The organism is Actinoplanes sp. NPDC051851, assembly GCF_040681165.1.
GTDB lineage: Bacteria > Actinomycetota > Actinomycetes > Mycobacteriales > Micromonosporaceae > Actinoplanes.
Window position 1 is genome coordinate 1 of record NZ_JBFAYF010000042.1, and the last position, 23378, is coordinate 23378.

The 23378-nt window shown below is 71.6% G+C and carries 19 protein-coding genes; 9 read left to right on the forward strand and 10 right to left on the reverse strand.

Annotated features, from left to right (window positions below):
• Positions 1 to 114 precede the first annotated feature (114 nt).
• The 7 genes from AB0M08_RS32050 to AB0M08_RS32080 form a co-directional block, all read right to left on the reverse strand.
• Positions 115 to 1506 (reverse strand): PepSY-associated TM helix domain-containing protein, encoded by a 1392-nt coding sequence (locus AB0M08_RS32050; RefSeq protein ID WP_364501367.1) that lies wholly within the window; start codon positions 1504 to 1506, stop codon positions 115 to 117.
• A 463-nt stretch (positions 1507 to 1969) separates the two neighbouring features.
• Positions 1970 to 3694, reverse strand: a complete 1725-nt coding sequence (locus AB0M08_RS32055; RefSeq protein WP_364501369.1) for an MDR family MFS transporter — start codon at positions 3692 to 3694, stop codon at positions 1970 to 1972.
• Complete coding sequence (locus AB0M08_RS32060) at positions 3691 to 4158, reverse strand: MarR family winged helix-turn-helix transcriptional regulator (protein WP_364501372.1); 468 nt, start codon at positions 4156 to 4158, stop codon at positions 3691 to 3693. Before AB0M08_RS32060 ends, AB0M08_RS32055 begins: the two co-directional genes overlap by 4 nt.
• 95 nt (positions 4159 to 4253) lie before the next feature.
• Positions 4254 to 5291: a hypothetical protein gene (locus AB0M08_RS32065; RefSeq protein WP_364501375.1), complete on the reverse strand. Its 1038-nt coding sequence runs from the start codon at positions 5289 to 5291 to the stop codon at positions 4254 to 4256.
• A 29-nt stretch (positions 5292 to 5320) separates the two neighbouring features.
• The gene (locus AB0M08_RS32070) at positions 5321 to 6094 is read right to left on the reverse strand and encodes a hypothetical protein (RefSeq protein WP_364501377.1); all 774 of its coding nucleotides are present in this window, start codon (positions 6092 to 6094) and stop codon (positions 5321 to 5323) included.
• A 425-nt stretch (positions 6095 to 6519) separates the two neighbouring features.
• Positions 6520 to 7569, reverse strand: a complete 1050-nt coding sequence (locus AB0M08_RS32075) for an ABC transporter permease (protein ID WP_364501380.1) — start codon at positions 7567 to 7569, stop codon at positions 6520 to 6522.
• A gap of 69 nt (positions 7570 to 7638) precedes the next feature.
• Positions 7639 to 9711: an ATP-binding protein gene (locus tag AB0M08_RS32080; protein ID WP_364501383.1), complete on the reverse strand. Its 2073-nt coding sequence runs from the start codon at positions 9709 to 9711 to the stop codon at positions 7639 to 7641.
• A 126-nt stretch (positions 9712 to 9837) separates the two neighbouring features.
• On the opposite strand from AB0M08_RS32080, the gene yidC reads away from it, so the two are divergent.
• Entirely contained in the window at positions 9838 to 10659 is an 822-nt protein-coding gene (gene yidC, locus AB0M08_RS32085) for a membrane protein insertase YidC (protein ID WP_364501385.1), read from the forward strand.
• On the opposite strand, the gene AB0M08_RS32090 is transcribed toward yidC, so the two are convergent.
• Both AB0M08_RS32090 and AB0M08_RS32095 read right to left on the reverse strand, forming a co-directional pair.
• Entirely contained in the window at positions 10652 to 12499 is a 1848-nt protein-coding gene (locus AB0M08_RS32090) for a HAMP domain-containing sensor histidine kinase (protein WP_364501388.1), read from the reverse strand. The genes yidC and AB0M08_RS32090 overlap by 8 nt on opposite strands.
• A gap of 284 nt (positions 12500 to 12783) precedes the next feature.
• A complete protein-coding gene (locus AB0M08_RS32095; protein ID WP_364501391.1) occupies positions 12784 to 13500 on the reverse strand; it encodes an FCD domain-containing protein in 717 nt (238 codons plus the stop codon).
• A gap of 143 nt (positions 13501 to 13643) precedes the next feature.
• Between AB0M08_RS32095 and AB0M08_RS32100 the strand changes: the two genes are divergently transcribed.
• Genes AB0M08_RS32100 through AB0M08_RS32130 form a run of 7 tightly spaced genes read left to right on the forward strand, consistent with a single transcriptional unit; the run spans position 13644 to position 20565 of the window.
• A complete protein-coding gene (locus tag AB0M08_RS32100; RefSeq protein ID WP_364501393.1) occupies positions 13644 to 15353 on the forward strand; it encodes a dihydroxyacetone kinase family protein in 1710 nt (569 codons plus the stop codon).
• Positions 15354 to 15356: 3 nt separating this feature from the next.
• Positions 15357 to 15827 (forward strand): ribose-5-phosphate isomerase, encoded by a 471-nt coding sequence (locus AB0M08_RS32105; protein ID WP_364501396.1) that lies wholly within the window; start codon positions 15357 to 15359, stop codon positions 15825 to 15827.
• Complete coding sequence (locus AB0M08_RS32110) at positions 15827 to 16522, forward strand: triose-phosphate isomerase family protein (RefSeq protein WP_364501399.1); 696 nt, start codon at positions 15827 to 15829, stop codon at positions 16520 to 16522. Before AB0M08_RS32105 ends, AB0M08_RS32110 begins: the two co-directional genes overlap by 1 nt.
• Positions 16519 to 17301 (forward strand): TIM barrel protein, encoded by a 783-nt coding sequence (locus AB0M08_RS32115; RefSeq protein WP_364501402.1) that lies wholly within the window; start codon positions 16519 to 16521, stop codon positions 17299 to 17301. The genes AB0M08_RS32110 and AB0M08_RS32115 overlap by 4 nt, the downstream gene beginning before the upstream one ends.
• On the forward strand, positions 17298 to 18170 hold the full coding sequence (locus AB0M08_RS32120) for a phosphogluconate dehydrogenase C-terminal domain-containing protein (RefSeq protein ID WP_364501405.1): 873 nt from the start codon (positions 17298 to 17300) through the stop codon (positions 18168 to 18170). Before AB0M08_RS32115 ends, AB0M08_RS32120 begins: the two co-directional genes overlap by 4 nt.
• A gap of 11 nt (positions 18171 to 18181) precedes the next feature.
• Positions 18182 to 18940 carry an SDR family NAD(P)-dependent oxidoreductase gene (locus tag AB0M08_RS32125; RefSeq protein ID WP_364501407.1) on the forward strand — a complete coding sequence of 253 codons (759 nt, stop codon included), beginning with the start codon at positions 18182 to 18184 and terminating at the stop codon, positions 18938 to 18940.
• The gene (locus tag AB0M08_RS32130; protein ID WP_364501410.1) at positions 18937 to 20565 is read left to right on the forward strand and encodes a hypothetical protein; all 1629 of its coding nucleotides are present in this window, start codon (positions 18937 to 18939) and stop codon (positions 20563 to 20565) included. The genes AB0M08_RS32125 and AB0M08_RS32130 overlap by 4 nt, the downstream gene beginning before the upstream one ends.
• A 5-nt stretch (positions 20566 to 20570) precedes the next feature.
• On the opposite strand, the gene AB0M08_RS32135 is transcribed toward AB0M08_RS32130, so the two are convergent.
• Positions 20571 to 21566, reverse strand: a complete 996-nt coding sequence (locus tag AB0M08_RS32135; RefSeq protein ID WP_364501413.1) for a LacI family DNA-binding transcriptional regulator — start codon at positions 21564 to 21566, stop codon at positions 20571 to 20573.
• 251 nt (positions 21567 to 21817) lie between these two features.
• On the opposite strand from AB0M08_RS32135, the gene AB0M08_RS32140 reads away from it, so the two are divergent.
• Positions 21818 to 23353, forward strand: a complete 1536-nt coding sequence (locus AB0M08_RS32140) for an ABC transporter substrate-binding protein (RefSeq protein WP_364501416.1) — start codon at positions 21818 to 21820, stop codon at positions 23351 to 23353.
• The last annotated feature ends 25 nt before the right edge of the window (positions 23354 to 23378 follow it).

The following is a 23378-nucleotide window of genomic DNA, read 5'->3' on the forward strand; positions in this document are numbered from 1 at the left end:
GTCGCGCGCTGCTCGACCAGTGCGGGCTGATCGTCTGCCGGGTCCTCGAGGTCCGCGACGAGCTGGTCCGGCTCGACCTCAACGCCCGGGACGTGTGCGGCGACGGCGGTCCGGTCAGCCGGCCGGGGCGACCCGGGCCCGGAGTTCGCCGATGGTGAAGTCGACGGCGAGGAAGGCCAGCAGGGAGAAGCCGAGCAGCGGCAGGAACCAGCCGATTCCGAAGACGACGGGGATCCCCACGGCGATCAGCCACGGTGGCAGTTCCCGCCAGGTGCCCCGCGCGGGTGCCCGGCCGGCGAACCCGCGGCCCCGGGTCGGGCGGCGCTGCCACCACATCCGGTAGCCCAGCACGACCATCGCGGCCAGGACGAGGGCGAGCACGGCCAGCGCGATCTGGTTGGCCAGGCCGAACATCGTGCCCATGTGCAGGTCGACGCCCCAGCGGGCCAGCTTCGCCATGAACGGGTAGTCGGCGAACCGGACCACGTCGGTCACCTCCAGGGTCACCGGGTTCACCGCGGCGGCGTCCACCGAGGTCGGGTACGCACGATGAATCTCGGTCACCGTCCAGGTCTTACCGGCGCCGACGGGCAGCCCGATCTCCACCTGATCGGAATCGACCCGCGCGGTCCGGGCCGCGGCCAGCACGCCGTCGATGGTGCTGACGTCCACTTGACCGGTTGTGGCCACCGCTCCACCGCCGTGCCCGGCGTGCCCTGTGGAGGCGGCTTCTTCCGCGGCGGCGGTGGCGTCGGTGGAGACCGACGGCGTGGACCAGTTCAGTGCGGAGCGCAGCGCGGTCACGTTCTCGCCGGCCAGCTGTGACCAGGTCAGACCCGTCGCGGAGAGCGCCAGGAAACCGGCGGCCGTCCAGAGGCCGAGGACGCCGTGCCAGGTGCGGGTGCGAGCGCGGCCGCGCGTACCGGAGAGGGGGAGAAGCGCGACGCGGACCGATCGCCGGGCTCGGGCCCGGGCCACCCACAGGGCCACGCCACCGAGGGCGACCACCCACAGCCAGGAGGCGGCCAGCTCGCTGTAGTACCGGCCGACGTCGCCGAGGTGCAGTGACCGGTGCAGTTCATCGATCCAGGACCGCAGCGGCAGCGCGCCGGACGTGCCGTAAACGGTCGCCTGCCCGAGGACGTCGCCGCTGCCCGGGTCCACGAAGACCGCGTGCCGGTACGACTCCGCCATCGACCCGTCGTCGAATATGACCCGCGTCGTCCCGTTCTCCGGCGCGGGGCGCACCGCGACCAGGTTCGGCACGGTCGTCACGCGCGCGGCGGCCGCTACCTGCTGTGCGAGCGGAACCGGGTTCGCGGCGCCGGAGCGTGGCTCGAGCAGGTCGGCGTAGACCACCCTCTCCACCTGCGGACTGATCGCGTAGATCGCTCCGCTGACCGCTGCCACCAGCAGAAACGGCCCGATCAGCACGCCCGCGTAGAAGTGCAGCCGCAGCAGCAACGGCCGCAGCACACTCCAGACCCCCGGCGTGGTCCTCTCCATGGTGATGTCGCTGACGGTAGTCAGGGCAGTGCTCCTCGATCGATGTCGGTCCTGTCCCCGACAAGTCGTTCGAGAGGCGCGATCAGTTCCCGGCTCTCGTTTCCTATCCTCCTAGGATGCTCAAGGCGACGTGCCGGGCGGCGCACGACGACGAGCGCGACAGACCGGGGCGCGGGCGTGGGCCGTGGGCACGGAAGTGCGGCGGTGCCGGGTTCTGGCTGGTGCTCAGGGGTCTGTCACGAGGGCCGAGACACCCCGGAGCACCAGCCAGAACCCGGCACGGAACGGGCCACCCACGAACCGCGGGTGGCCCGAATCGAGGCCCGCTCCGGGGCGCCGGTCGTGTCGGCTGATGTGGCGCGCCGGAGCGGGAGTGAGGGGTGGGGCCGGGCCCGCATCGTGTGGCGGCGTTGCGGGGCCCGGCCCGCCGGTGCGGAGCTGATCCCGCGCCGGCAGCGTGAGGTCAACGGCGGGTAGCGGTCCCGCCCTCGGCCCCGGAGAGTTCGGTCCCGGAGGATTCGGTCCCGGAGGATTCGGTCCCGGAGAGCTCGGTCCCGGAGGATTCGGGCTTGGAGAGTTCGGGTTCGGCGGGGGAGAGGGTGACCTGGTCGATCGGTGGGGCGCCGTCGATGGCGTCGGCGGCGACCGCGGCGGCCTTGACCTCGGCGGGGAGGTCCAGGCTGTCGCGCAGGGTGACCGGGCGCAGGAAAGCGGCGGCCAGGACGCCGATCACGCCGATGATGGCGGAGATCAGGAAGATGTGGCCGGTGGCGTCGCCGTAGGCGGCGCGGATGATGTGCACGATCGGGTCGGGGAGGGCGGCCAGGTTCAGGGTGCTGCCGCCGCTGCTGCCGGTGGACGGGACGCCCATCGCGGTCAGGTCGTGGGTGATCTGGTCGGTGACCCGCCGGGCGAGGACGGCGCCGAGGACCGAGACGCCGATGGTGCCGCCGAGGGAGCGGAAGAAGGCGACCGTGGAGCTCGCGGCGCCGATGTCCTTCAGGGCGACGGTGTTCTGGACGGCGAGGACGAGGTTCTGCATCGACATTCCCACGCCGCTGCCGACGAGGAACATGCCGAGACCGACGTACCAGAGAGCGGTTTGATGATCGATGGTGGAGAGCACTCCGAAACCGATGACCAGGACGACCGCGCCGGCGATGATGTAGGGCTTGATCTGGCCGGTCTTGGTGATCATGCGGCCGGAGATGATCGAGGTGAGCAGGACGCCGGCCATCATCGGGATGGTGAGCAGGCCCGCCTCGGTGGGGGAGTAGCCGCGGCCGACCTGGAAGTACTGGCCGAGGAAGACGGCGCCGCCGAACATGGCCATGCCGACGGCGAGGCTGGCCAGGATGGAGAGGGCGGTGTTGCGTTCCCGGATGATCGGGAGCGGGACGATCGGCTCGGCGGCCCGCGACTCGACCAGGACGGCGAGGGCGAGCAGGGCGATGGTGCCGCCGACCATGGCGTACGTCTGCCAGGAGAGCCAGGCGAACGAGTCGTCCACGAAGGAGATCCAGACCAGCAGGAGGCTGACACCGGCGGCGATCAGGACGGCGCCCAGGTAGTCGATCTTCACGTTGTCGCGGCGCACGGTGGGGAGCTTGAGGGTGGCCTGGAGCAGGGCGAGCGCGATGATCGCGACGGGGACGCCGACGAAGAAGCACCAGCGCCAGCCGAGCCAGCTGGTGTCCACGATCAGGCCGCCGAGCAGCGGGCCGCCGACGGTGGCGAGGGCCATCACGCCGCCGAGGTAGCCGTTGTACCGGCCGCGCTCGCGGGGCGGGATCATCGCGGCGATCGCCACCTGGACGAGTGCCTGCAGGCCGCCGACGCCGATGCCCTGGAACGCGCGGGCGGCGATCAGCTCACCGGCGTTCTGGGCGAAACCGGCCACGATGGAGCCGATCACGAAGATCACGATGGACAGCTGGATGAGCAGCTTCTTGTTGAACAGGTCGGCGAGCTTGCCCCAGATCGGGGTGGTGGCCGTGGCGGTCAGCAGGGTGGCGGTGACCACCCAGGTGTACTGGGTCTGCGAGCCGTTCAGTGCGCCGATGATCTTCGGGAGCGCGGTGGAGACCACCGTGCTGCTGAGCATGGCGACGAAGAGGACCAGGAGCAGGCCGCTGAGGGCTTCGAGTGTTCGCCGGTGTGCCGTGCCGGCGTCGGTGGTGCTGCTCATAGGGCGGCCTCCGGGGTTCTTGGGGTGGTGAGGGTGCGGTCGAGGGCGGCCGTGAAGCGGTCGAGCCCGGCGCTGAACGTGGCGATCTCCTCGGGCGTCCAGCCGTCGAGCGTGTGGGTGAGCACGTCGCCGTACCATCGAAGGGAGTCGCTGAGGGCGGCGCGCCCGGCCTCGGTGAGGACTAGGCAGCTGGCGCGGCCGTCGCGGGGATCGGCCTGGCGGGCGACCAGCCCGTGGGTGACCAGGTTGGCGACCGCCCGGCTGATGGTGGACTGATCGAGCCCGACCCGTCCGGCGAGATCCCGCGCGTGACAGCCGGTGGGAAGCCGGTCGATGTCGGACAGCAGTCCGAGCAGTCCCATCGGGATCGCCGGCCGGTCCACCGCCCGCCGCTGTTTCAGTAGCCGATACGTCCGCTGCAGGTCCTGCAGGCGCATGCCTATCTCGGGCGCGACGCCGTCCATGGCGATGTCTCCTGGTCGATATCTGTGGTTGCCACAGGCAAGTATCAGACCAGGTTGCCCACTGCGCAAGTTTTCTCAGCGCGAAATTTTGACGGTCAGGGTTCGAAGACGTTCGGGAAGGACGCCCGGAGCCGGGTCAGTGCGCCGGCCGGGTCGCCGTCGCGGGTGACCGCGGTCCACACGACCTCGCAGGCAGTGGCGAGTGCGGCGGGATCGACGGCGGCGTTGAACATCGCCTCGACGGCGAGATGCTGATCGGCGATGTGGTCGTCGACGCCCGGGGCGACCGGCATCGGCGGCAGGTGCCGGGTGACCTCGAAACGGTCGGGCGGTTCGGTGCCGGCTCGCAACGCCTCGATCGCGCGGGGCGCCCAGGCGTGGTGGAGCAGCCCGGCCCGGTCGAGCCGGCGTTCGACGGCCCAGGCGACCACGGCCCGGCGGTCCTCGTCGTCCGCCTCGGCCAGGGCCGCGACGGCCATCGGATCGATCTCGAGGCGTGTCTCGCCGTGCCAGGCCCACGTGACGACGTTCGGGTCATCGGGATCGATGACGTCCCGGTCATCGCGTTCGGTGCGCACCGCCACGACGCGTTCCGCGAGTTCGTCTCCGGTCCAGGGCGGCGTCGGCCGGTGCCGGTACGCGGCCACCTCGCTGCCCTGCCGGACCACCCGGTCGAGTCCGGTGGCCGGCCAGAACTGCAGCAGGTAATGGTCGACGGGCTCGTCGCTCACCTCGGTGCCGAGATCGTGCCCGCGCTGGATGTCCCGCCCGCAGAACCGGGCCCGGTAGATCCCGATGGGCAGGTCGACCGGGCCCGCGGAGTCGTCGAACGCGGTCAGCCACGTGTCGCCCTCCGGCTGGGCGAAGAGCGTCTCGACCACGTCCGGCCATCGGTCGCCGAGCGGGGGCTCGTCGGTATGCAGCTCGGCGCGTACGTGGATGGTGCCGGTGTGCAGTCCGGAGCGCATCTGCAGCAGGCCGGGCAGGGCGGACCCGCATAGCCCGTTGAGGTGGCCCCGGAACGCGCGGTCGGGGTCCGCCGTCGAGGCGTCCCCCGTCTCCAGGGCGAAGAACCCGTAGTGCACGTGAAGCGGCGCGTCCAGCAGCGTCTCGACCAGCACGGTCGTCAGCATGACACCCGCGGCGCCGCGCTATCCGGGATTCAGTCGATGACGTCCGCGTCGACGATCCGGGGGCCCGGCTTCGTCATCTCCAGGCTCGCGAGGTGGCTCTTCAATCTCCTGGCCATCGGATAGTAGGTGGCGAGGGTGAAACCGCCCGCTATGACGGCGCCGATGACCGGGATGGCCTTGGAGACCCCTCGCGCGAAGATCTGCTTCGTCATCTCTTTGCCGAGGTATCCCGCCACCTTCTTGACCAGTGGATAGACGGCACCCTTCGTGAGCGCCTGCCGCGGCAGCTTCTTGAGGGCCTGCTCGGCGAGCAGGCCGGCGACGGTGCTCACGCCCGCGTTCGCCCACTGGGCGCCGAGCATGACGCCCAGGAAGAGGGTGAGCATGTTCTTGGTCGCGTCGTCGATGTCGTCGCCGTCGTTGTCGAACAGGTCCGGCCAGCTGTAGAGGTAGGCGAGCTTCTGTGCGATCCGGAGCATGTGCCCGAAGTACTGGGCGAAATCCGCGGGAACGGTCGCCGGCATGAACACCAGACCGGGGATCCCCGCGGCGGCGGAGATGGCGCTGACCTTCGCCGTCTCGTAGTTGATGGAATCGTTCGCCGCCTTGTCGAGGATCTCCAGCGGAATGCCCGCCGCCGCGGGGCTCTGCTCGATCGCCCGGCCGATCTCCTCCTCGGAGCAGTACCGGGACAGCGCGTTCTTGAGATAGGAACTTCTTTTGATGTGTACGCCCGGAAGTTTCGCGGCGCCCACCAGAAGTACGGAGAAACGCGACTCCGGGCTCTCTTCGATCGATGTCACCACGAAAACCTATAGCGACGGCGGGCACCCCTCTCTCCACCACTCGGCGCCGATAAATGGCTGCACCGGCGCGGTGAATCCCTCGAAAGGACGATCGAGCGCCACGGGGCGGTGGGAGTCTCCGGTCACTCGCGGAGGGGCTGCGGCGCGACACGGTCGGGGTTGGGAGGGCGGTAGTGCTGCACGAGGAGCGGAATGTGGGGCGGTAGGGATCCAGGGTCGCGGTCTGTGTGCGGTGGTGGCCCACCCGTGGGCGGCGGCAGCACTCGAACCGCTTATGTGGATCCGCGCCGCCCCTCCCGCCGGGATCGTGGACGCCTGACGCCCCCCCCGGCGCCGAGGCGGGCGCATGCGTGGGCGGGGGCGGGCGGGTGCATGCGTGGGCGGGGCGGGCGGACATGTGGGCGGGCGAACGGGTGGCGGGGTCAGGGGAGGTTGGTGAGGCTGTTGCGGCGGTGGGCGCCGGCCGCCAGGTTCACCGCGCCCAGGACCAGCAGGCCGATGCCCGCGTACAGGCCCAGCGTCCAGAGCGGGTGCTGCAGGGACGCCTCCGGGAAATACAGGACCCGGCGCAGGAGCGTCGCCCCGGCGCCCGGGGGCAGGGCCTGGCCGAAGTCCTTCCAGAAGACCGGCATCAGGACCAGCGCCGTCGACGCGCCGCTGATCGGGGCGCCGAGCAGGAAGTAGAGGATGCCGCCGATCGCCGCGCCGGCCTGGCCGATGATGGAGATCATGGCGCTGATCGAGGCGGTGCAGGCCAGGTTGATCAGGGCCAGGCAGAGGGTCAGCTTGGCCCAGTGCACGTGGTCGCCGACGCCGAAGCCGCGGGCCAGGCCCATCACCCCGCAGCCGATGCAGAGGGCGTACAGGATCAGGAACAGCAGCGGAAGCTCGCCGCGCGCCCAGTTCGCCCGGTAGCGGGGGACCAGCTGGCCCAGGCCCATCGACCCGATGGTGCCGCCGAGGACCACCACCTGCAGCATGATGCCGATGCCGCCGCCGGCCGAGTCGCCGCTGGGCAGGGCCGTGACGTCGGTGACCGTCGGCGTGACGCTGGTGAACGCCTTGGTCACCAGCGTGGTCAGGGTGGACGCGACCTGCGGGGAGGAGGCCGTCGACTTGAGCAGTTCGACGCCGGTGCTGGTGACGATCAGGGCGCCGTACTCGTCGAAGCTCCCGATCGCCGCGACCGCGTCGTCGCGGCTGTCGTACGTGGTGACGGTGAGCGCGGTGCCGGCCTGGCTCTTCAGCGCGGCCAGCGTGGTGTCGTCGCCGACGTAGCCGATCGGCACGTGGTGCGGGGTCGGCGCGTGCGAGATGCTCAGCAGCGCCGAGCCGAGCAGTGCCACCACCACGACGCCGAGGGCCGCCAGCAGCGCCGCGCGGACCCAGAAGTGCTGCTCACGGCGTCTTTCCTCGGCCGGCGGAAGCGGTGTCGCCTGCTCGTCTTCTGGGGGAGGCTGGGGATGCGCCACGGTTCGAATGCTTCCAGAGATCGGAAGAATTCGTGTCGTTTCGGGCGTACGGGAAAAATGCCGGAACGCTCACGCGGGAGGGACCGGGCAGGAGGCCGGGAGGCGTACCTGGATGGCCGTGCCGGGATCGACCGACGGGAGCAGGTGGATGCTGCCCTGATGGCGGCCGACGATCGCCCGGCTGACCGCCAGGGCGAGCCCGGCGCCCGGAATCCGGTGCTCCCGGGCGCGGCTGGAGCGGAAGAAGCGGGTGAAGACCTGCTCGCGCTCCTCGGGCGGGATGCCGATGCCCGAGTCGGTCACGGTCAGCTCGGCCACCCCGGCGGCGATCTCGACCCGGACCTCGATACGGCCGCCGTCCGGGCTGTACGCGATCGCGTTGCCCAGCAGGATGTCGATGACCTGCCGCAACCGGCGCGGATCGGCCTCGACCGGGCAGCTCTCCGGCGTCCGCACGTCGAGGGTGAGCGCGGCCGACACCGCGGTCTCGTGCAGCGCGCCGGCCGCCTCCCGGGCCAGTTCGGCCAGGTCGCAGCGTTCGCAGGCGAAGGTGGCGTGGCCCAGCTCCAGCGCGGCCAGGTCGAGCAGCTCGTCGATGATGTGCAGCACCCGCTGGCTGTTGCGGTGGATCACGGTCAGCCCCTGCCGGGTGTCCGCGTCGAGCTCGGTGCCGCGCGGGTCCAGGAGCATCTCCGTGTACGCGTTCACCGAGGTCATCGGCGTGCGCAGCTCGTGCCCGACGAGCGCCACGTAGTCGTCGGTGCTGCGGGCCAGGGCCAGTTGCAGCTGCTCGGCACGGCGGCGGCCGAGGTACTCGCCGATCTGCGCGGCCACCCCCTGCAACAGGGCGATCAGCGCGTCCTCCGGGTCCTCGACCACGTCGGCGAAGAAGCCCAGCACCGCTTCGATCCGGCCGGCGCTCTGCACGGGTACGGCCATCGCACTGGGCAGCCCGGCGTTCGCCGCCCGGGCGGTCATCGGGTCGGCGCCGGTGTCGCGTACCCAGATCGGCGCACCGTCCTGCCAGGCCCGCCCGACCAGGCCCTCACCGGGTCCGCGGCGTTCCGGCATCCAGACCGGGGTGGGGTGGCCGGGGTCCTGGAACCAGGCGGCCGGCCGCAGCGCCCCGGCCTCCTCGTCGACCATCCACAGCTCGCCGCGTGGCCAGTGCAGGCAGGCGACGATCGCGGCGAGGGTACGGGTGCCGGCCTCCTCGAAGCTCGGCGCCTCGTTCAGCGCCCGCGCCACGGCCAGGTCGCACGCCCGGAACCGCTGGGCCCGGCGCAGATCGGTGACGTCCTGGGCGGCGAGTACCGAGCCGAGCCTCTCCCCACGGTGCCCGGTGATCGGCAGTGCGTCGCCGAGCACCAGCCGGGACCGCTCGCCCGGACGGCCGGTCCGCATCTCCAGGTCACGGACCTGCTCGCCGCGCAGCGCCCGCATCAGCGGGCCCTTCTCCACCGGGATCGACTCGCCGCCGGTGGCGTAGACCGGGGTCTGCGCGGCCCAGGTACGCAGCTCGGCGCCCTCCGGCGGTCCGCCGAACATCCAGCGGGCCGCCCGGTTGGTGAACACGATCCGGGCCTCGGCGTTCGTCGCGATCACCCCGCTGGGCAGGGCGTCCAGCAACGCGTCGAGGAACCGGCGGGTCGCGTCGGCCTCGGTGGCGGCGTCCCGCTGGGCGATGAACGCGGTGCAGGCCCGGGCGCCGTCCTCGACCCCGGCGAGGTGTTCGGGGGCCCACTGCCGCGGGTGGTAGTCCATCACCGCGCAGACCCCGACGACGTGGCCGTCCCGGTCCCGGATCCCATATCCGGCGTAGGACCGGATGCCGGCCGCCCGGACCGGTGCCGCGGCGGGCACCCGGGGATCGGTGGTGATGTCGGCGACGACCACCGGTGCGGGCCCGCGGAGGACGACGTCGGCGAGGGTCTGCTCGGCGGGCACCCGCTGCTGGACGCTCCAGCCCGGCGGCAGGGCCCGGCCGCCGATCAGCCGCAGCTGCCCCTCGTCCAGGATGTGGATCATCGCGATCGGCGCCTCGGCGGCCCGCGCGGTGACGGCGGCGAGGGCTTCGGCGGCGTCGAGTTCGAACCCGTTGGCGACAAGCTCCAGCTGGCGAGGCGTGCCGGGCTCCGTCATACCTCCAGGTTAGGGTATATCCGCAGGTCACGGCCTTGATAACGGTACCGCTGCGGTCATCGGTCGCAGGGCCGGTGACGGTGCCCCGTAGCATCGTGCGGGACATTCGGTGCGACGGGAGTGATCGTGAGTCTCGACTGGATCTACTACGCCATCTCGTGGATCCTGCTGGCCTGGCGCGACGTCTGGGCCGCCGCCGGGGTCCCCGACGACCTGGTCCTGGGCACCAACTGGACGTGGGTGCTGGCCATCGTCTTCCTGGTGGTCACGCTGCGGGTGCTGCTCTTCCCGGTCTTCGTCAAGCAGATCACCTCGCAGCGCGCGATGCAGGCCCTCGCGCCGAAGATGAAGGAGCTGCAGGAGAAGCACAAGGACAACCCGCAGGAGCTGCAGAAGGAGATGATGGAGCTCTACCGCACCGAGAAGGCGAACCCGCTGATGGGCTGCCTGCCGATGCTGGTGCAGGTCCCGGTCTTCCTCGGGCTGTTCCACGTGCTCAACCGGCTGCGCCCGGACAATCGGGGCACCACCCGGTACGGCTGGACCGCCGAGCAGTTCTACGACGCCGCGCACGCCGCGCTGTTCCGGGCGCCGCTGTCGGCGAAGTTCGGCTCGAGCACCGAGGAGCTGGCCGAGTTCGGCGTGGGCGGCGACCTCACCGTCAAGCTGATCGCCGGTGTCCTGGTGCTGGCGATGATGCTGACGACGTACCTGACCAGCCGCCAGATGATCCTCAAGACCGGCTGGGCCGAGGACCCGCAGCAGAAGATGATCCAGCGGGTGATGCTCTACGGCATCCCGGCCTCGCTGCTGATCTCCGGTGTCCTCTTCCCGATCGGCGTGGTCATCTACTGGGTGGTCAACAACCTGATCAGCCTCGGTCAGCAGCAGTGGGTGCTGCGCCGCTTCCCGCCGGTCCCGATGGGTGCCACCCCGCCGCTCAGTTGATCGTCTCGTCCGCGGAGGGCTCCGCCGGCGGTTCGGAGGGCGGTTCGGGGGTGGCCGCGCCGGTGGGCAGCAGGATGGTGAAGCGGGTGCCGACGCCGGTGTTCGGGCTCGCGGTGATGGTGCCGTCGTGGCGTTCCGCGATGCGCTGACAGATGGCCAGGCCGAGCCCGGTGCCGGGGCGGTTCTCGCTGCCCCGGGCCCGGGTGAACGCGGTGAACACCTCGGCGTGCTGCCCCTGCGGGATGCCGATCCCGTTGTCCGCGACGGTCAGCGCCCACACATCACCCTCGAGGCGGGCGTCGACGGTGATGTGCGGGGTGCGCCCGTCGTGGGCGTACTTGAGGGCATTGCCGAGCAGGTTGTCGAAGAGCTGCCGGATCAGGTGCGGATCCGCGTCGATCGTCGGCAGCAGATCAAGTTCGAAGATCGCTTTCTCGTACGCAGGGTTACCCCGGTACTCGGCCACCAGGTCGTTGACCAGTGCGTTCAGGTCTACCGGGGCGGTCTTGAGTGCGACGTTGTCCGCGGTGGCGTACGCGAGAAGCTCGTCGATCAGGGTGCTCATCCGGGTGGCGGTGCCGCGGATCCGGTCCAGCGACAGCATCGCGTCCGGGGGTAGCAGCCCCCGGGACTCCTCGAAGAGCAGATCGGCGTTGCCGGCCAGGATCGCCAGCGGGCTGCGCAGGTCGTGGGCGATCATCCCGGCGAACCCGACCAGCTCGGCCTCCCGGCGGCGCAACCGCTGTTCGACCTGCTTGCGCCGGGTGATGTCGCTGTGCAGCGCGGCCGTGGCGTGGGCGACGCGCTGCAGCGCCCGGGACCGGGAGGTCAGCAGCGAGGCGACGAGCGCGACCAGCAGCACGGTGATCACCGTGCCGATGACCCAGGCGGCGGTGTCGAGGGTGGCCTCGTTACGGCTGAGCAGGCCGCGGGTGGGCCGGACGGTCAGGGCCCACTCCTGCTCGCCGATGGTCACCGCGGTGGTCCGTACGGCGTCGCTGATCGTGGGCCGGTCGGTGTGCCAGGCGACGGTCGGTGTGCCGTCGCCGGGTGCGACGGCTGGTGTGCTGTCGCCGGGTGCGACGGCTGGTGTGCTGTCGCCCGGCGCGGTGAGCGTCGCCGAGACCGCGTCCTGGGCGGTGCCGGCGATCGCGGGCCGCAGCAGGTCGGCGCCGCGGACCGGCATCACCACCCAGCCGGTGAGACTGTGCCCGGCGACCTGGGAGAAGATCGGTGCGACGACCACGAACCGGATGCCGTCCGGCTCGCCGACGGTGGCCAGCGCGACCTCGGTCCTGAGCGTGGCGGTGCTCAGCGCCGTGGTCATGGGTGCCGAGCCGGCCAGGTCCTCCCCGACCCCGAACCCGGTGACGGTCTCCGTGAGTTCGCGGTTGAGCACGACGAAGTAGTGCGCCGGCACGTCCGGTTCCGGCTGCAACGCCAGCGTGGTCGCGCCCAGCTCGTGCCAGTGTTCCTGCAGCTCGGCGACGCCCTCGGTGGGGGTGGCGGCGACCAGGCCGACCTGGTCCGCCGCGGGCAGCCGGCCGGTGGCGGCGACCGCGGTGATCGCCTGGAACTCGCCGGCCTCCAGGGTCCGCTGGGCGCCGACCGCGGCGGCGAGGTAGCCCGCCGCGGTGGTGTACTCGCCGATCCGGTCGGTGATCGCGTCGGTGATCACCACGCTGCGACGGTTCAGTCCGCGATCGATCAGCCGCTGCTCGGTGCCGTGCAGGGAGAGCGCGGCGAGGGCGGTGCCCCCGAAGCTCAGGATCGCGGTCGCCAGCAGGATCATCCAGGCACGGCCCCCGTTGCTCGCCGCGCGTGCCTGTGGTCGCCCCATCCCCTGGTCCTGTGCCCTCTCCGCAGCCCGCCCGTCTAACGCTAACCCGGTTCGGCTGGTCCCCAGGGGTGTTTGGGCGGGCCTGACACACCCCTGAGGACCAGCCAGAACGGCGGCGCGCGCGACGGCCGGGAGTGGGCAGGCGCGCGCGTGCCGTGCGCCGGGTGCGTGCGCGGTGCGCCGCGCGCCGGGTGCGTGCGCTGTGTGCCGGGTGCGTGTGCTGTGTGGCGGTGCGCGTGCCGTGTGTCGGGTGCGTGTGCTGTGTGTCGGGTGTGGCGGGGTGGTCAGCTGGCGGAGACGCGGGCCGAGGCGGTGGTCATGTGGGCGGCCATGGCGGAGGCGGCGCCGTCCTCGTCGCCGCGTTCGATCGCGAGCAGGACGGCCTCGTGTTCGGCGAGAGCCGTCGCGGCGGCGGCCCGGTCGTGGACGGCGCGTTCGGCGTAGACGCGCAGCAGCGAGCGGGCGGTGTGCAGCAGGTCGATGAGGGTGCCGTTCCCGGCGGTCTCGGCCAGGGTCTGGTGGAAGTCGCGGTCGGCGCGGGCGAAGACCGTGAGGTCGTCGATGGAGTCGTTCATCCGGGACAGGTGCTTGCGCAGCTTGGTCAGGGACGCGGTGGAGGCGCGGCCGGCGGCCAGCCGGGCCACGTAGACCTCCAGGCCGGCCCGGAGCTCGAGCAGCTCGGTGGTGTTGCGCTCGCCGATCAGCAGACCCCAGCGCAGGGTCTGCGGCAGCAGCTCGCTGGCCGTACCCCGCAGGTACGTCCCGGAGCCCGGCCGTACGTCGACGATACCGAGGATCTCCAGCGCCGCAAGGGCCTCGCGGATCGCCGAACGGCCGACCTGCAGCGTGGTCGCGAGCTGGCGTTCGGCGGGCAGCCGGGTGCCGGGCGCGATCGATCCGCTGGTGAACAGGTCGAGCAGGCGCCGGGCCACTTCGGAGACGGGCGTGCTGCCCGGCAGCGCCGCGAGGGCTGCCGTGATCTGGTCGGATTGGGCGGGCATGCCCACAACCTACGCGATGTCGGCGGCTTTCCACGCTCGGGTACGCGGTGGCGATCGGGGCGGTTCCGGCTCTTGAAATTGGTCAACCGGTTTGCCAAACTGCCGGAACCGAAACGTAGTGGAAACAGATCGGAGCCGCCGGGATGACTCGGTTGTGGAACGACCCCACCGACTTCGCCGACGAGATGATCGCGGGGTTCGTCGCGGCGAACACCCGGTACGTCCGGGCGGTGCCGGGCGGCGTCGCCCGCCGGCAGGCCACCCCGGCCGGCCAGGTCGCGGTCGTGGTCGGCGGCGGGTCCGGGCACTACCCGGCCTTCGGTGGGCTCGTCGGACCGGGGCTGGCCCACGGCGCCGCGATGGGCAACCTGTTCGCCTCGCCCTCGACCCGGCAGATCGCCGACGTCGCCACCGCCGTGGAGAACGGCGGCGGGGTGCTCTTCAGCTACGGCAACTACGCCGGCGACGTGCTCAACTTCGACGCGGCCCAGGAACGGCTGCGCCGGGCGGGCATCGCCTGCGACACCGTGGTGGTCACCGACGACGTCTCCAGCGCCGGGCCCGAGCAGCGGGCACAGCGCCGGGGGATCGCGGGCGACCTCGCGGTCTTCCGGATCGCGGCGGCTGCCGCCGAGCGCGGATCGCCGCTGGCCGAGGTGGTCCGGCTGGCGAGGCTCGCCAACGAGCGGACCCGGTCGTTCGGGGTCGCGTTCAGCGGCTGCACGCTGCCCGGCGCCGAGCGGCCGCTCTTCACCGTCCCCGAGGGACGGATGGCGGTCGGGCTCGGCATCCACGGCGAGCCGGGCATCGGCGAGAGCGCGGTGCCCTCCGCCGACGGGGTCGCCGAGGTGCTGGTCTCCCGGCTGCTCGACGAGCTGTCCGGCGCCCGGGTGGTACCGATCCTCAACGGGCTCGGCTCGGTCAAGTACGAGGAGATGTTCGTCGTCTACCGCCGGGTCGCCCAGCTGCTCGGCGACGCCGGGGTGGAGATCGTCGACCCGCACGTGGGGGAGTACTGCACCAGCTTCGACATGGCCGGGCTGTCGCTGACCCTGCTCTGGCTCGACGACGAGCTGGAGCCGCTCTGGCACTGCCCGGTGGAGACCCCCGCCTACCGCCGGGGCTCGGTCGCGGCCGGTCCGGCGGCGGCTGATCTGCTGGTGGAGACGGGCCGGGCGGCTGTCGAGCCGGGCGACCCCGCCTCGCGGACCGTCGCGGCGAGCGTGCTCGCCGCCCTCCGGGAGCTGACGAAGATCATCGATGACAACGTCGATGAGCTCGGGCGACTGGACTCCGTGGCCGGGGACGGTGACCACGGGATCGGGATGCAGCGCGGGGCGCACGCCGCCCTCGCCGCCGCGACCGGGGCCCAGGCGGCGGGTGCGGGCGCCGGGACGACGCTGCGCCTCGCCGCCGACGGGTGGGCGGACCGGGCCGGCGGCACCTCGGGTGCGCTCTGGGGGCTGCTGCTCGGCGCGGTCGCCGAACGCCTCACCGACCGGGGTGAACCCGCCGCCGCCGCGGTCGCCGACGGCGTCGCCGAGGGCGTCCGGCAGGTCGTCACGTACGGCGGGGCCGCGATCGGCGACAAGACCATGGTCGACGCGCTCGTCCCGTTCAGCACCGAGCTCTGCCGGGCCGTCGGCGCCGGAGACTCCCTGGCCGCGGCGTGGACCGCCGCGGCCGCACACGCCTCGCAGGCCGCCGCGGCCACCGCGGACCTGCTTCCCCGCAAGGGCCGGGCCCGGCCGCACGCCGAGAAGAGCGTCGGCACCCCGGACCCGGGCGCACACTCCCTCGCCCTGATCGTCACCGGTCTCGCCGGTGCGCTCGCGGCTCACGAAAGGAACTGACTCATGGCCGATCCGCTGCGCATCGTCATCGGCAGCGACGACGCCGGTTTCGACTACAAGGAGATCCTCAAGCGGGACCTCCAGGAGAACCCGGGCGTCTCGCTCGTCATGGACGTCGGCGTCGGGAGCGACGGGCACACCCCGTACTCCACGGTCGCCATCGAGGCCGCCCAGCGCGTCGCCGCCGGGGAGGCCGACCGGGCCCTGCTGATCTGCGGCACCGGGCTGGGCGTCGCCATCTCGGCGAACAAGGTGCCGGGTATCCGCGCCGCCACCGCCCACGACAGCTTCTCGGTGGAGCGCAGCGTGCTCTCCAACGACGCGCAGGTGCTCACCATGGGCCAGCGGGTGATCGGCATCGAGCTGGCCCGCCGCCTGGTCAAGGAGTGGCTGACCTACCGGTTCGACCCGGCGTCCGCCTCCGCGGCCAAGGTCGCGCTGATCGGCGCGTACGAGACCACAGGGTCCTGCTGATGACCACCACCGTCGGCGTGAGCCTGAAGATGTACTTCGGGCACCGGCGGGCCCGCGACTGGTTCGCCGAGGTCGCCGAGCGCGCCGGTGGGCACCCGGCCGTCGTCTCCGGTGCGGTGGAGCTCTTCGTGGTGCCCACCTACCTGCAGGTGCTGCCCGCGGTCGCGGCGTTCGCCGGCACCCGGGTACGGATCGGCGCCCAGGACGTCGCCGGGTACGAGACCGGGGCGTACACCGGCGAGGTGAGCGCGGCGGAGCTCGCCGAGGTCGGGGTGAGCCTGGCCGAGATCGGTCACGCCGAGCGGCGCCGCCTGTTCGGCGAGACCGACCGGGACACCGCCGCGAAGGCGACCGAGGCGCTGCGGCACGGGGTGACCCCGCTGCTCTGCGCGGACTCCGCCGACCAGCTGCGGGCCGGTCTCACCGGCGTGCCCGCGGGCCCGGTCATCGCCGCCTACGAGCCGGTCTGGGCGATCGGCGCGGCCGAGCCCGCCTCCGCCGGGCACATCGGTGAGGTGGCCTCCGCCATGCGGGACGTCCTCGCCGACCGCCCGGGCAGCCGGGTGATCTACGGCGGGTCGGCCGGGCCGGGACTGCTCACCGCGCTGGGTACGACCGTCGACGGGGTGTTCCTCGGGCGCTTCGCCCACGACCCCGCCGCGCTGGTCGAGGTCCTGGACGAGGCCGCGTCATGATCGGGCTGGGCAGCTACGCCTTCCTCTGGCAGCAGTCCGACCGGGTCGACGAGCCGCTCTCGCTGATCGAGGTCTTCGCGGCGACCCGCGCACTCGGCGTCGACCTCTTCCAGATCTGCGACTACGCGCCGCTGGAGACCATGACCTCCCGGGAACTGGCCGACGCCGCCGCGGCCGCCCGGGACCTGGGCATCACCGTCGAGTTGGGCACCCGCGGCGTCGAACCGCTCCGGCTCGCCCGCTTCCTCGGCCTCGCCGCGATCTTCGGTGCCCGGCTGGTCCGCAGCATGCTGCCGGCCGGCGATCTCCGGGAGGCCGAGCGATCACTGCGCGAAGCGCTTCCGGCGTACGAGAAAGCAGGGGTTGATCTTGCTCTTGAAACGTATGAGCAGGTCGCGACCGCGGACCAGATCGGCCTGATCGAGACGATCGGCAGTGAGCGCCTGGGGATCTGCCTGGACCCGGCCAACGTGGTGGCCCGCCTGGAGAACCCCCGGCAGACCGTGGAGCAGACCGCGCCCTACGTGCGGAACGTCCACGCCAAGGACTTCGGGTTCACCCGCCGGCTCGGTTGGGTGGGCTTCACCTACAGCGGCGCGCCGATGGGCGGCGGGCTGCACGACTACGACCACCTGCTGACGACGGTCCGGCCCCGGGAACGCGGGATCAACGAGATCGTCGAGCACTGGCTGCCCTGGCAGGGCGACGCCGAGACCACCGTCCGGGCGGAGCGGGACTGGACCCGTACCGCCGTCGAGTTTCTGAGGAGTGCACAGTGACGTCCCTTTATCGGATCGCCGTCATCGGCGCCGGCGGCAAGATGGGCATGCGGGTCTCCGACAACCTGGTCAAGACCGGTCACGACGTCCGGTACGTGGAGAACGCCCCGGCCGGCCGGCAGCGCACTCTCGACGCGGGCCGGACGCTGACGGACGCCGCGACCGCGGTGGCCGACGCCGACATCGTCGTGCTGGCCGTGCCCGACCTGGCCCTGCGCGCGGTGACCGCCGAGCTGGTCCCGCTGATGCGACCGGGATCGATCGCGCTGACGCTGGACCCGGCCGCCGCCTACGCGGGCCTGCTCACCACCCGGCCCGACGTGGTCCAGGCCGTCGCCCACCCCTGCCACCCGTCGATCTTCCTGCAGCGCACGACCCCCGAGGAGTACGCCGACACGTTCGGCGGCATCGCGGCGCCGCAGGACGCCATCGCCGCGATCGAGTCGGACGACCCCGCGCTCAAGGAGATCGTCGAGACGACCGTGCGGGCGATCTACGCGCCGGTGATCGACGTGCACTGGGTGACCGTCAAGCAGCTGGCCCAGCTCGAGCCGACCCTGGTCGAGACGATCGCCTGCATGGTCGGCGCGCTGCTCAAGGAGGCGCTCGACGAGGCGGTGACCACGATGGGCGTGCCCGAGGCGGCGGCCCGCAGCATTCTGCTCGGGCACACCCAGGTCGCCCTCGCCAACGGCCTGCGCGGCGACAACCCGTTCAGCGACGCTTGCCTGATCGCGATGGACTACGGGCGGGAGGCGATCGTCAAGGAGGATTGGAAGAAGATCTTCCGCGACGACGAGCTGGACCGCAATCTCGCCCGCATGCTGCACCTCGACCACATCGACCGCGCCGTCCACGCCGAAAACTGAGGAGACCCGGAATGAGCAGGCTCAGTGGGAAGACCGCGCTGGTCACGGGCGCGGGGACCGGTATCGGCCTCGCCGTCGCGCGCCGCTTCGCGGACGAGGGGGCCCGGGTCGTCATCGCCGACCGGGACGCCGTGGCGGCCGGGAAGGCCGTGGCGACCATCGGCGCCGACCGGGCCCGCGCGGCCGTCCTGGACATCTCGGTCGAGGAGTCGGTGAGCGCCGCGTTCGCCGCGCTCGCCGAGGACGGCTGGTCGCCGGACGTGGTGGTGGCCAACGCCGGGGTGCAGCTCTTCGGCCAGGACGCGGCCGCCGCCGACCTCGACCTGGACGTGTGGAAGCGGACCATCGACATCAACCTGACCGGCACGTTCCTGACCGTGAAGTACGCGGTCCGGGCGATGCTCGCCTCCGGCGGCGGGTCGATCATCCTGACCGGCAGCCCCACCGGGATCAACGGCGAGGGCCGGGACTTCACCGCGTACAGCGCCTCGAAGGCCGGTATCCACGGGCTGGCCCGGACCGTCGCGGCCGCCTACGCCGACCGCAACATCCGGGTCAACACGGTGGTGCCGGCGTACACCGAGACCAGCCTGGTCACCACGATCACCGACGACCCGGAGTCGCGGGCCGCGATCATCGGGCGCATCCCGATGGGCCGGGCCGGCACGCCGGACGACATCGCGGGCATCATGACGTTCCTGGCCGGCGACGACGGCGCCTTCGCGACCGGTGCCTCGTTCGCGGTCGACGGCGGCATGACCACGGTATGAACGCCGTGAGCTGGTCGAGTGGGCCGTGGAGCCTGGAGCGGCGGGACGGGACGTTCGCGTACGTGCGGTACGCGGGCACACCCGTGCTGCGCGCGGTGCAGGCGGTCGTCCGGGATCACGACTGGGGCACCGTGCCGCTGGAGGTGTCCGCGGCCGACGGTGGGACGCTGCGGGTGCGCACGCCGGAACTGCACGGCACCGTCTCCGTGGCGGTGTCCGGGAATGATCTGACGATCAGCTGCGATCTGGTCGCCGACGCGGCGTTCCGGACCAACCGGACCGGGCTCGTGGTGCTGCACCCCTACCAGCTGGCGGGTACCCCGCTGACGGTCACCCATCCCTCCGGGATCGCCGAGGAGCTGGTGTTCCCGGAGTCGATCAGCCCGCATCAACCGGCGCGGGACATCGCCGGGCTGGCCTGGACCCACGACGGGCTGCGGACCGAGGTGCGGTTCGACGGGGACGTCTTCGAGATGGAGGACCAGCGGAACTGGACCGACGCCTCGTACAAGACGTACAGCCGTCCGCTCTCCCTGCCGTTCCCCTACACCCTCGCGGTGGGGGAGCGGGTCCGGCAGACCGTGACGGTGTCGGTCACCGCCCTGTCTGACGTGATCGAACTCAGTCAAGGTCCGGCATTTCCCGCGATCGTCATCGGTGCCTCCACCGCACCGGATCCGGCGCCCTCGTTCGCGCCGGCCGGGGCGGAGGTACTGGTCGAGCTGGATCTCGCCACGCCGAACTGGCGGGCGGCGCTGGACCGGGCGGCGTCCAGTGGGCTTCCGCTGGACGTGCGGTTGATCGTCTCTGCGGGCTTCGGAGCGGAGATCGCCGACGCCGCCGTCCGGCTGAAGGGTCTGCCGGTCGCGCGGGTCGCCGGGTTCGACGCCGGATCACACGTCACGGACGCCGGCGTCGCGGCGGCGGTGCGGACGGCGCTCGGTGAGGCCGGGATCGAGGCTCCCGTCGTCGGGGGTGCACGCTCGCACTTCACCGAGCTCAACCGGGAACAGGATCGCATCCCGGGTGATCTCGATGGGCTGGTGTTCGCGACGACGCCGCTCTTCCACGACCTCGGCACGGCCCAGCTCATCGAATCGGTGGCGATCCAGCGGATCGTGGCCGAGCAGGGGGTGGCCATCGCGCGCGGTCGGCCGGTGCATGTCGGTCCCATCGCGCTGCGGCCCCGGTTCAACAACGTGGCGACCGCGCCGGCTCCGGCGCCGGTCCGTGACGACCTCGCGGACGGCTACGGAGCCCGGTTCACCGGGGCGTCCGACCCGCGGCAGGCGGAACCCTGGCTCGGGGCCTGGACGATCGCCAGCGCCGCCGCTCTGGCGGTGCCGGGCGTCGAGAGCCTGGCCTACTTCGAGGAGTGGGGTCCCCGGGGAGTCGACGGTCTGCCGGTCGCCGGCGCGCTGCGCGAGCTCACCGCTCTCGGCGGGAAGCCACGTCTCTGGGGTGCCAGTCCCGACGGCCTGATCTGGGCGGTCGGTGCCGGCGATCGTGTCCTGGTGGCCAACCTGGACGAGAAGCCCCGCACGATCACCATCGTGACCGGCAGCGATCGGCACACCGCCGCCGTCGGTCCCCGGCAGTGGCAGGCCTGGGGAGGCGCCGGATGAGGGGATCAGGCGGACTCGCGGACCACCACGTCCAGCACCGAGCTGGGGATCCGGCCGCGGGTGCCGGTGCCGGTCAGGCCGACGATCACGTGGTTCGCCATCTGCGCCGCCACCTGGCAGGCGTCGATGGTGACGGTGGTCAGCGGCGGGTCGGTGAACGCGGCCGCGTGCATGTTGTCGGTGCCGATCACCGCGAGGTCGTCCGGGACCCGCACACCCGCGCGGCGGGCGCCGGCCAGCAGGATCATCGCGATCTCGTCGTTGTAGGCGCAGACGCCGGTCACCCCGGCCGCGCGCCACTGCCCGATCGCCTCCGTGGCGCTCGCCGGGTCGTTCTCGATCGTACGCACGTCGGGAAGGTCCAGGCCGAGCTCCGCGCAGGCCTCCCGGACGCCGTGCAGGCGGTTGTCCCGGAACACCGAGAGGCGCCGCTCGCTCGGGGCGGCGTACCCGATCCGCTGGTGTCCGGTGGCGGCCAGATGCTCGGCCTGCATCCGCCCCATCCGCTGGATCGGGAAGGCGAGCTGCGTCGGCGAGCTCTCGCTGACCCCGACCTCGACCAGGACCTCGATCTGGGCCTGCCGCAGCTGCTCGTCCTCGACCGGCCCGAACTCGCCGACCCGGATCACCGCGGCCGGCGTCAGGGCCCGCCAGACGTCGTCCAGCGGCCGTTCCCGCAGGTGGGTATGGCTCACCAGGGTCAGACCGTGCGGCAGGAGATGCTGGGCGAGCTGCTCGGTGACGGCGGCGATCGCGTGCCCGATCGGCCAGTCGGGCAGCAGGAAGAGCACCACGTCGCTGTGCCCGCGCCGCAGGGTGCGGGCGGACGCGGACGGGGTGTAACGCAGGCGGGCGGCGGCCTCCAGCACGCGCTGGCGGGTGGCGTCCGGGATCGACTGGTGCGGGGTGTTGTTCAGGATGTAGCTGACGGTCGTCCGGGAGACCCCGGCCTCCTTCGCCACGTCCTGACTGGTGGCCCGACGCCTGCTCGCGTGCTCCACGGCTGCACCTCTTAGGGATTCCCAGGCGTTGGCTCTTGCCCCGCGTGTTGCGGGGACATTACCATCCCGACACGAGTAAGTGACACGAGCAAGTGACACGTGACAGTGCACGTCAACGGGCGTCCTGTCAGCTATATAGAAGCGTCCCCGGCGACCGTTACAGCGAGTAGGCCCGGACTTCTCCGATATCTCTGCCAGCGCCTTTCGCAAAGGCGAATCTGAACTCCACCACCTCGTCACGGAGGGCTCTCATGCACAGAAGGTCTTTCCTTGCCATCGGCGCCTCGCTCGCCATCTCCGGCGGTCTCGCCGCGTGCGGCGGCGGATCCGGCTCCTCGAGCTCCGGATCCGGCAGCACCACGCTGACCCTGGCCCCGATCGTCGACGCCCAGCCCTGGGACCTCAAGGACGCCGGGCTCGGCAACAACACGCTGTACTACCAGGCCCCGTACGACGCGCTGCTCAAACTCGACACCAAGGCGAACGTCGGCGCGAACCTGGCGACCGAGTGGGCGTACGAGGACAGCGGGAACACCGTCCTCGCCCTGACGCTGCGTTCGGACGTGACGTTCACCGACGGCACGGTCTTCGACGCGACCGCGGTCAAGACCAACCTGGAGCACACCAAGACCGGCGCGAACGAGGCGGCCGGCCAGCTCAAGGGCGTCAAGAGCGTCGAGGTCGTGGACGCCACCCACGTCAAGATCACGCTGACCGGGCCGGACCCGTCCTTCGTCGCCAACCTCGGCTCGGTGGCCGGCATGATGGCGAGCCCGAAGGCGATCGAGGCCGGCACGCTCAAGGACGGCCCGGTCGGCACCGGCCCGTACGTGATGGACAAGACCGCGACCACCTCGGGCAGCGTCTACACGTTCACCCGCAACGCGGACTACTGGAACGCCGACGCGTACCCGTTCGACAAGGTCGTCTTCAAGCCGATGACCGACTCGACCGCGGCCCTGAACGCGCTGCGCTCCGGCCAGATCGACGGCACCCTGATCACCGCGCCGAAGAACATCTCGGTGGTGGAGAGCGCCGGCCTCAACATCCTCAAGTACGCCCCCGGCGACGTCAGCGGCGTCTACATCTGGGACCGCGGCGGCAAGATATGCAAGCCGCTCGGCGACGTCCGGGTCCGCCAGGCGATCAACTACGCGTTCGACCGGGCTACCCTGATCTCCAAGGTCATGGAGGGCATGGGCACCGCGACCACCCAGGTCTTCAACCCCTCCAGCACCGCGTACGACGCCAGCCTGAACGACAGGTACCCGTACGACCCGGCGAAGGCGAAGAGCCTGCTCGCCGAGGCCGGGTACGCGGACGGTTTCAGCTGTGACACCGTCGACCTGAGCGCCTTCAACGCGCAGGCCCAGGCCGCCATGATCGAGCAGCTCGCCGCGGTCGGCATCAAGCTCATCGCCAAGACCGTCCCGGCCGCCGACCTGATCAACCAGCTGATCGCCGGCAAGTTCCCGATCTCGTTCTTCTCGCTCGCCTCGTTCCACTCCTGGGACACCGCGGTCATCCAGCTCCAGCCGACCTCGCTCTGGAACATGTTCAAGTACGAGGACCCGAAGGTCACCGCGCTGATCGACAAGGCGCAGACGCAGAGCGACGCGGACGCGGCGGCCACCTTCAAGGAGCTGAACACGTACATCGTGGACCAGGCCTGGCAGGCGCCGTGGATGGTCGTCGAGAACGCGTACGGCTACTCCAAGAAGGTCACGGTCGAGGCGCAGGAGTACACGCCCGTGCCGTACCTCGGCAACTTCAAGCCGGCGAGCTGATCCCGCCACCCACGACGAGAGAGTG

Excerpts from the sequence above, each read along its gene's own strand:
- AB0M08_RS32090 (WP_364501388.1), bottom strand. The coding sequence starts at position 12,499 with ATGGGGCGACCACAGGCACGCGCGGCGAGCAACGGGGGCCGTGCCTGG.
- AB0M08_RS32115 (WP_364501402.1), top strand. The coding sequence starts at position 16,519 with ATGATCGGGCTGGGCAGCTACGCCTTCCTCTGGCAGCAGTCCGACCGG.
- AB0M08_RS32125 (WP_364501407.1), top strand. The coding sequence starts at position 18,182 with ATGAGCAGGCTCAGTGGGAAGACCGCGCTGGTCACGGGCGCGGGGACC.
- AB0M08_RS32080 (WP_364501383.1), bottom strand. The coding sequence starts at position 9,711 with ATGACGGAGCCCGGCACGCCTCGCCAGCTGGAGCTTGTCGCCAACGGG.
- AB0M08_RS32100 (WP_364501393.1), top strand. The coding sequence starts at position 13,644 with ATGACTCGGTTGTGGAACGACCCCACCGACTTCGCCGACGAGATGATC.
- AB0M08_RS32065 (WP_364501375.1), bottom strand. The coding sequence starts at position 5,291 with ATGCTGACGACCGTGCTGGTCGAGACGCTGCTGGACGCGCCGCTTCAC.
- AB0M08_RS32095 (WP_364501391.1), bottom strand. The coding sequence starts at position 13,500 with ATGCCCGCCCAATCCGACCAGATCACGGCAGCCCTCGCGGCGCTGCCG.
- AB0M08_RS32140 (WP_364501416.1), top strand. The coding sequence starts at position 21,818 with ATGCACAGAAGGTCTTTCCTTGCCATCGGCGCCTCGCTCGCCATCTCC.
- AB0M08_RS32060 (WP_364501372.1), bottom strand. The coding sequence starts at position 4,158 with ATGGACGGCGTCGCGCCCGAGATAGGCATGCGCCTGCAGGACCTGCAG.
- AB0M08_RS32055 (WP_364501369.1), bottom strand. The coding sequence starts at position 3,694 with ATGAGCAGCACCACCGACGCCGGCACGGCACACCGGCGAACACTCGAA.
- AB0M08_RS32105 (WP_364501396.1), top strand. The coding sequence starts at position 15,357 with ATGGCCGATCCGCTGCGCATCGTCATCGGCAGCGACGACGCCGGTTTC.
- AB0M08_RS32050 (WP_364501367.1), bottom strand. The coding sequence starts at position 1,506 with ATGGAGAGGACCACGCCGGGGGTCTGGAGTGTGCTGCGGCCGTTGCTG.
- AB0M08_RS32130 (WP_364501410.1), top strand. The coding sequence starts at position 18,937 with ATGAACGCCGTGAGCTGGTCGAGTGGGCCGTGGAGCCTGGAGCGGCGG.
- AB0M08_RS32110 (WP_364501399.1), top strand. The coding sequence starts at position 15,827 with ATGACCACCACCGTCGGCGTGAGCCTGAAGATGTACTTCGGGCACCGG.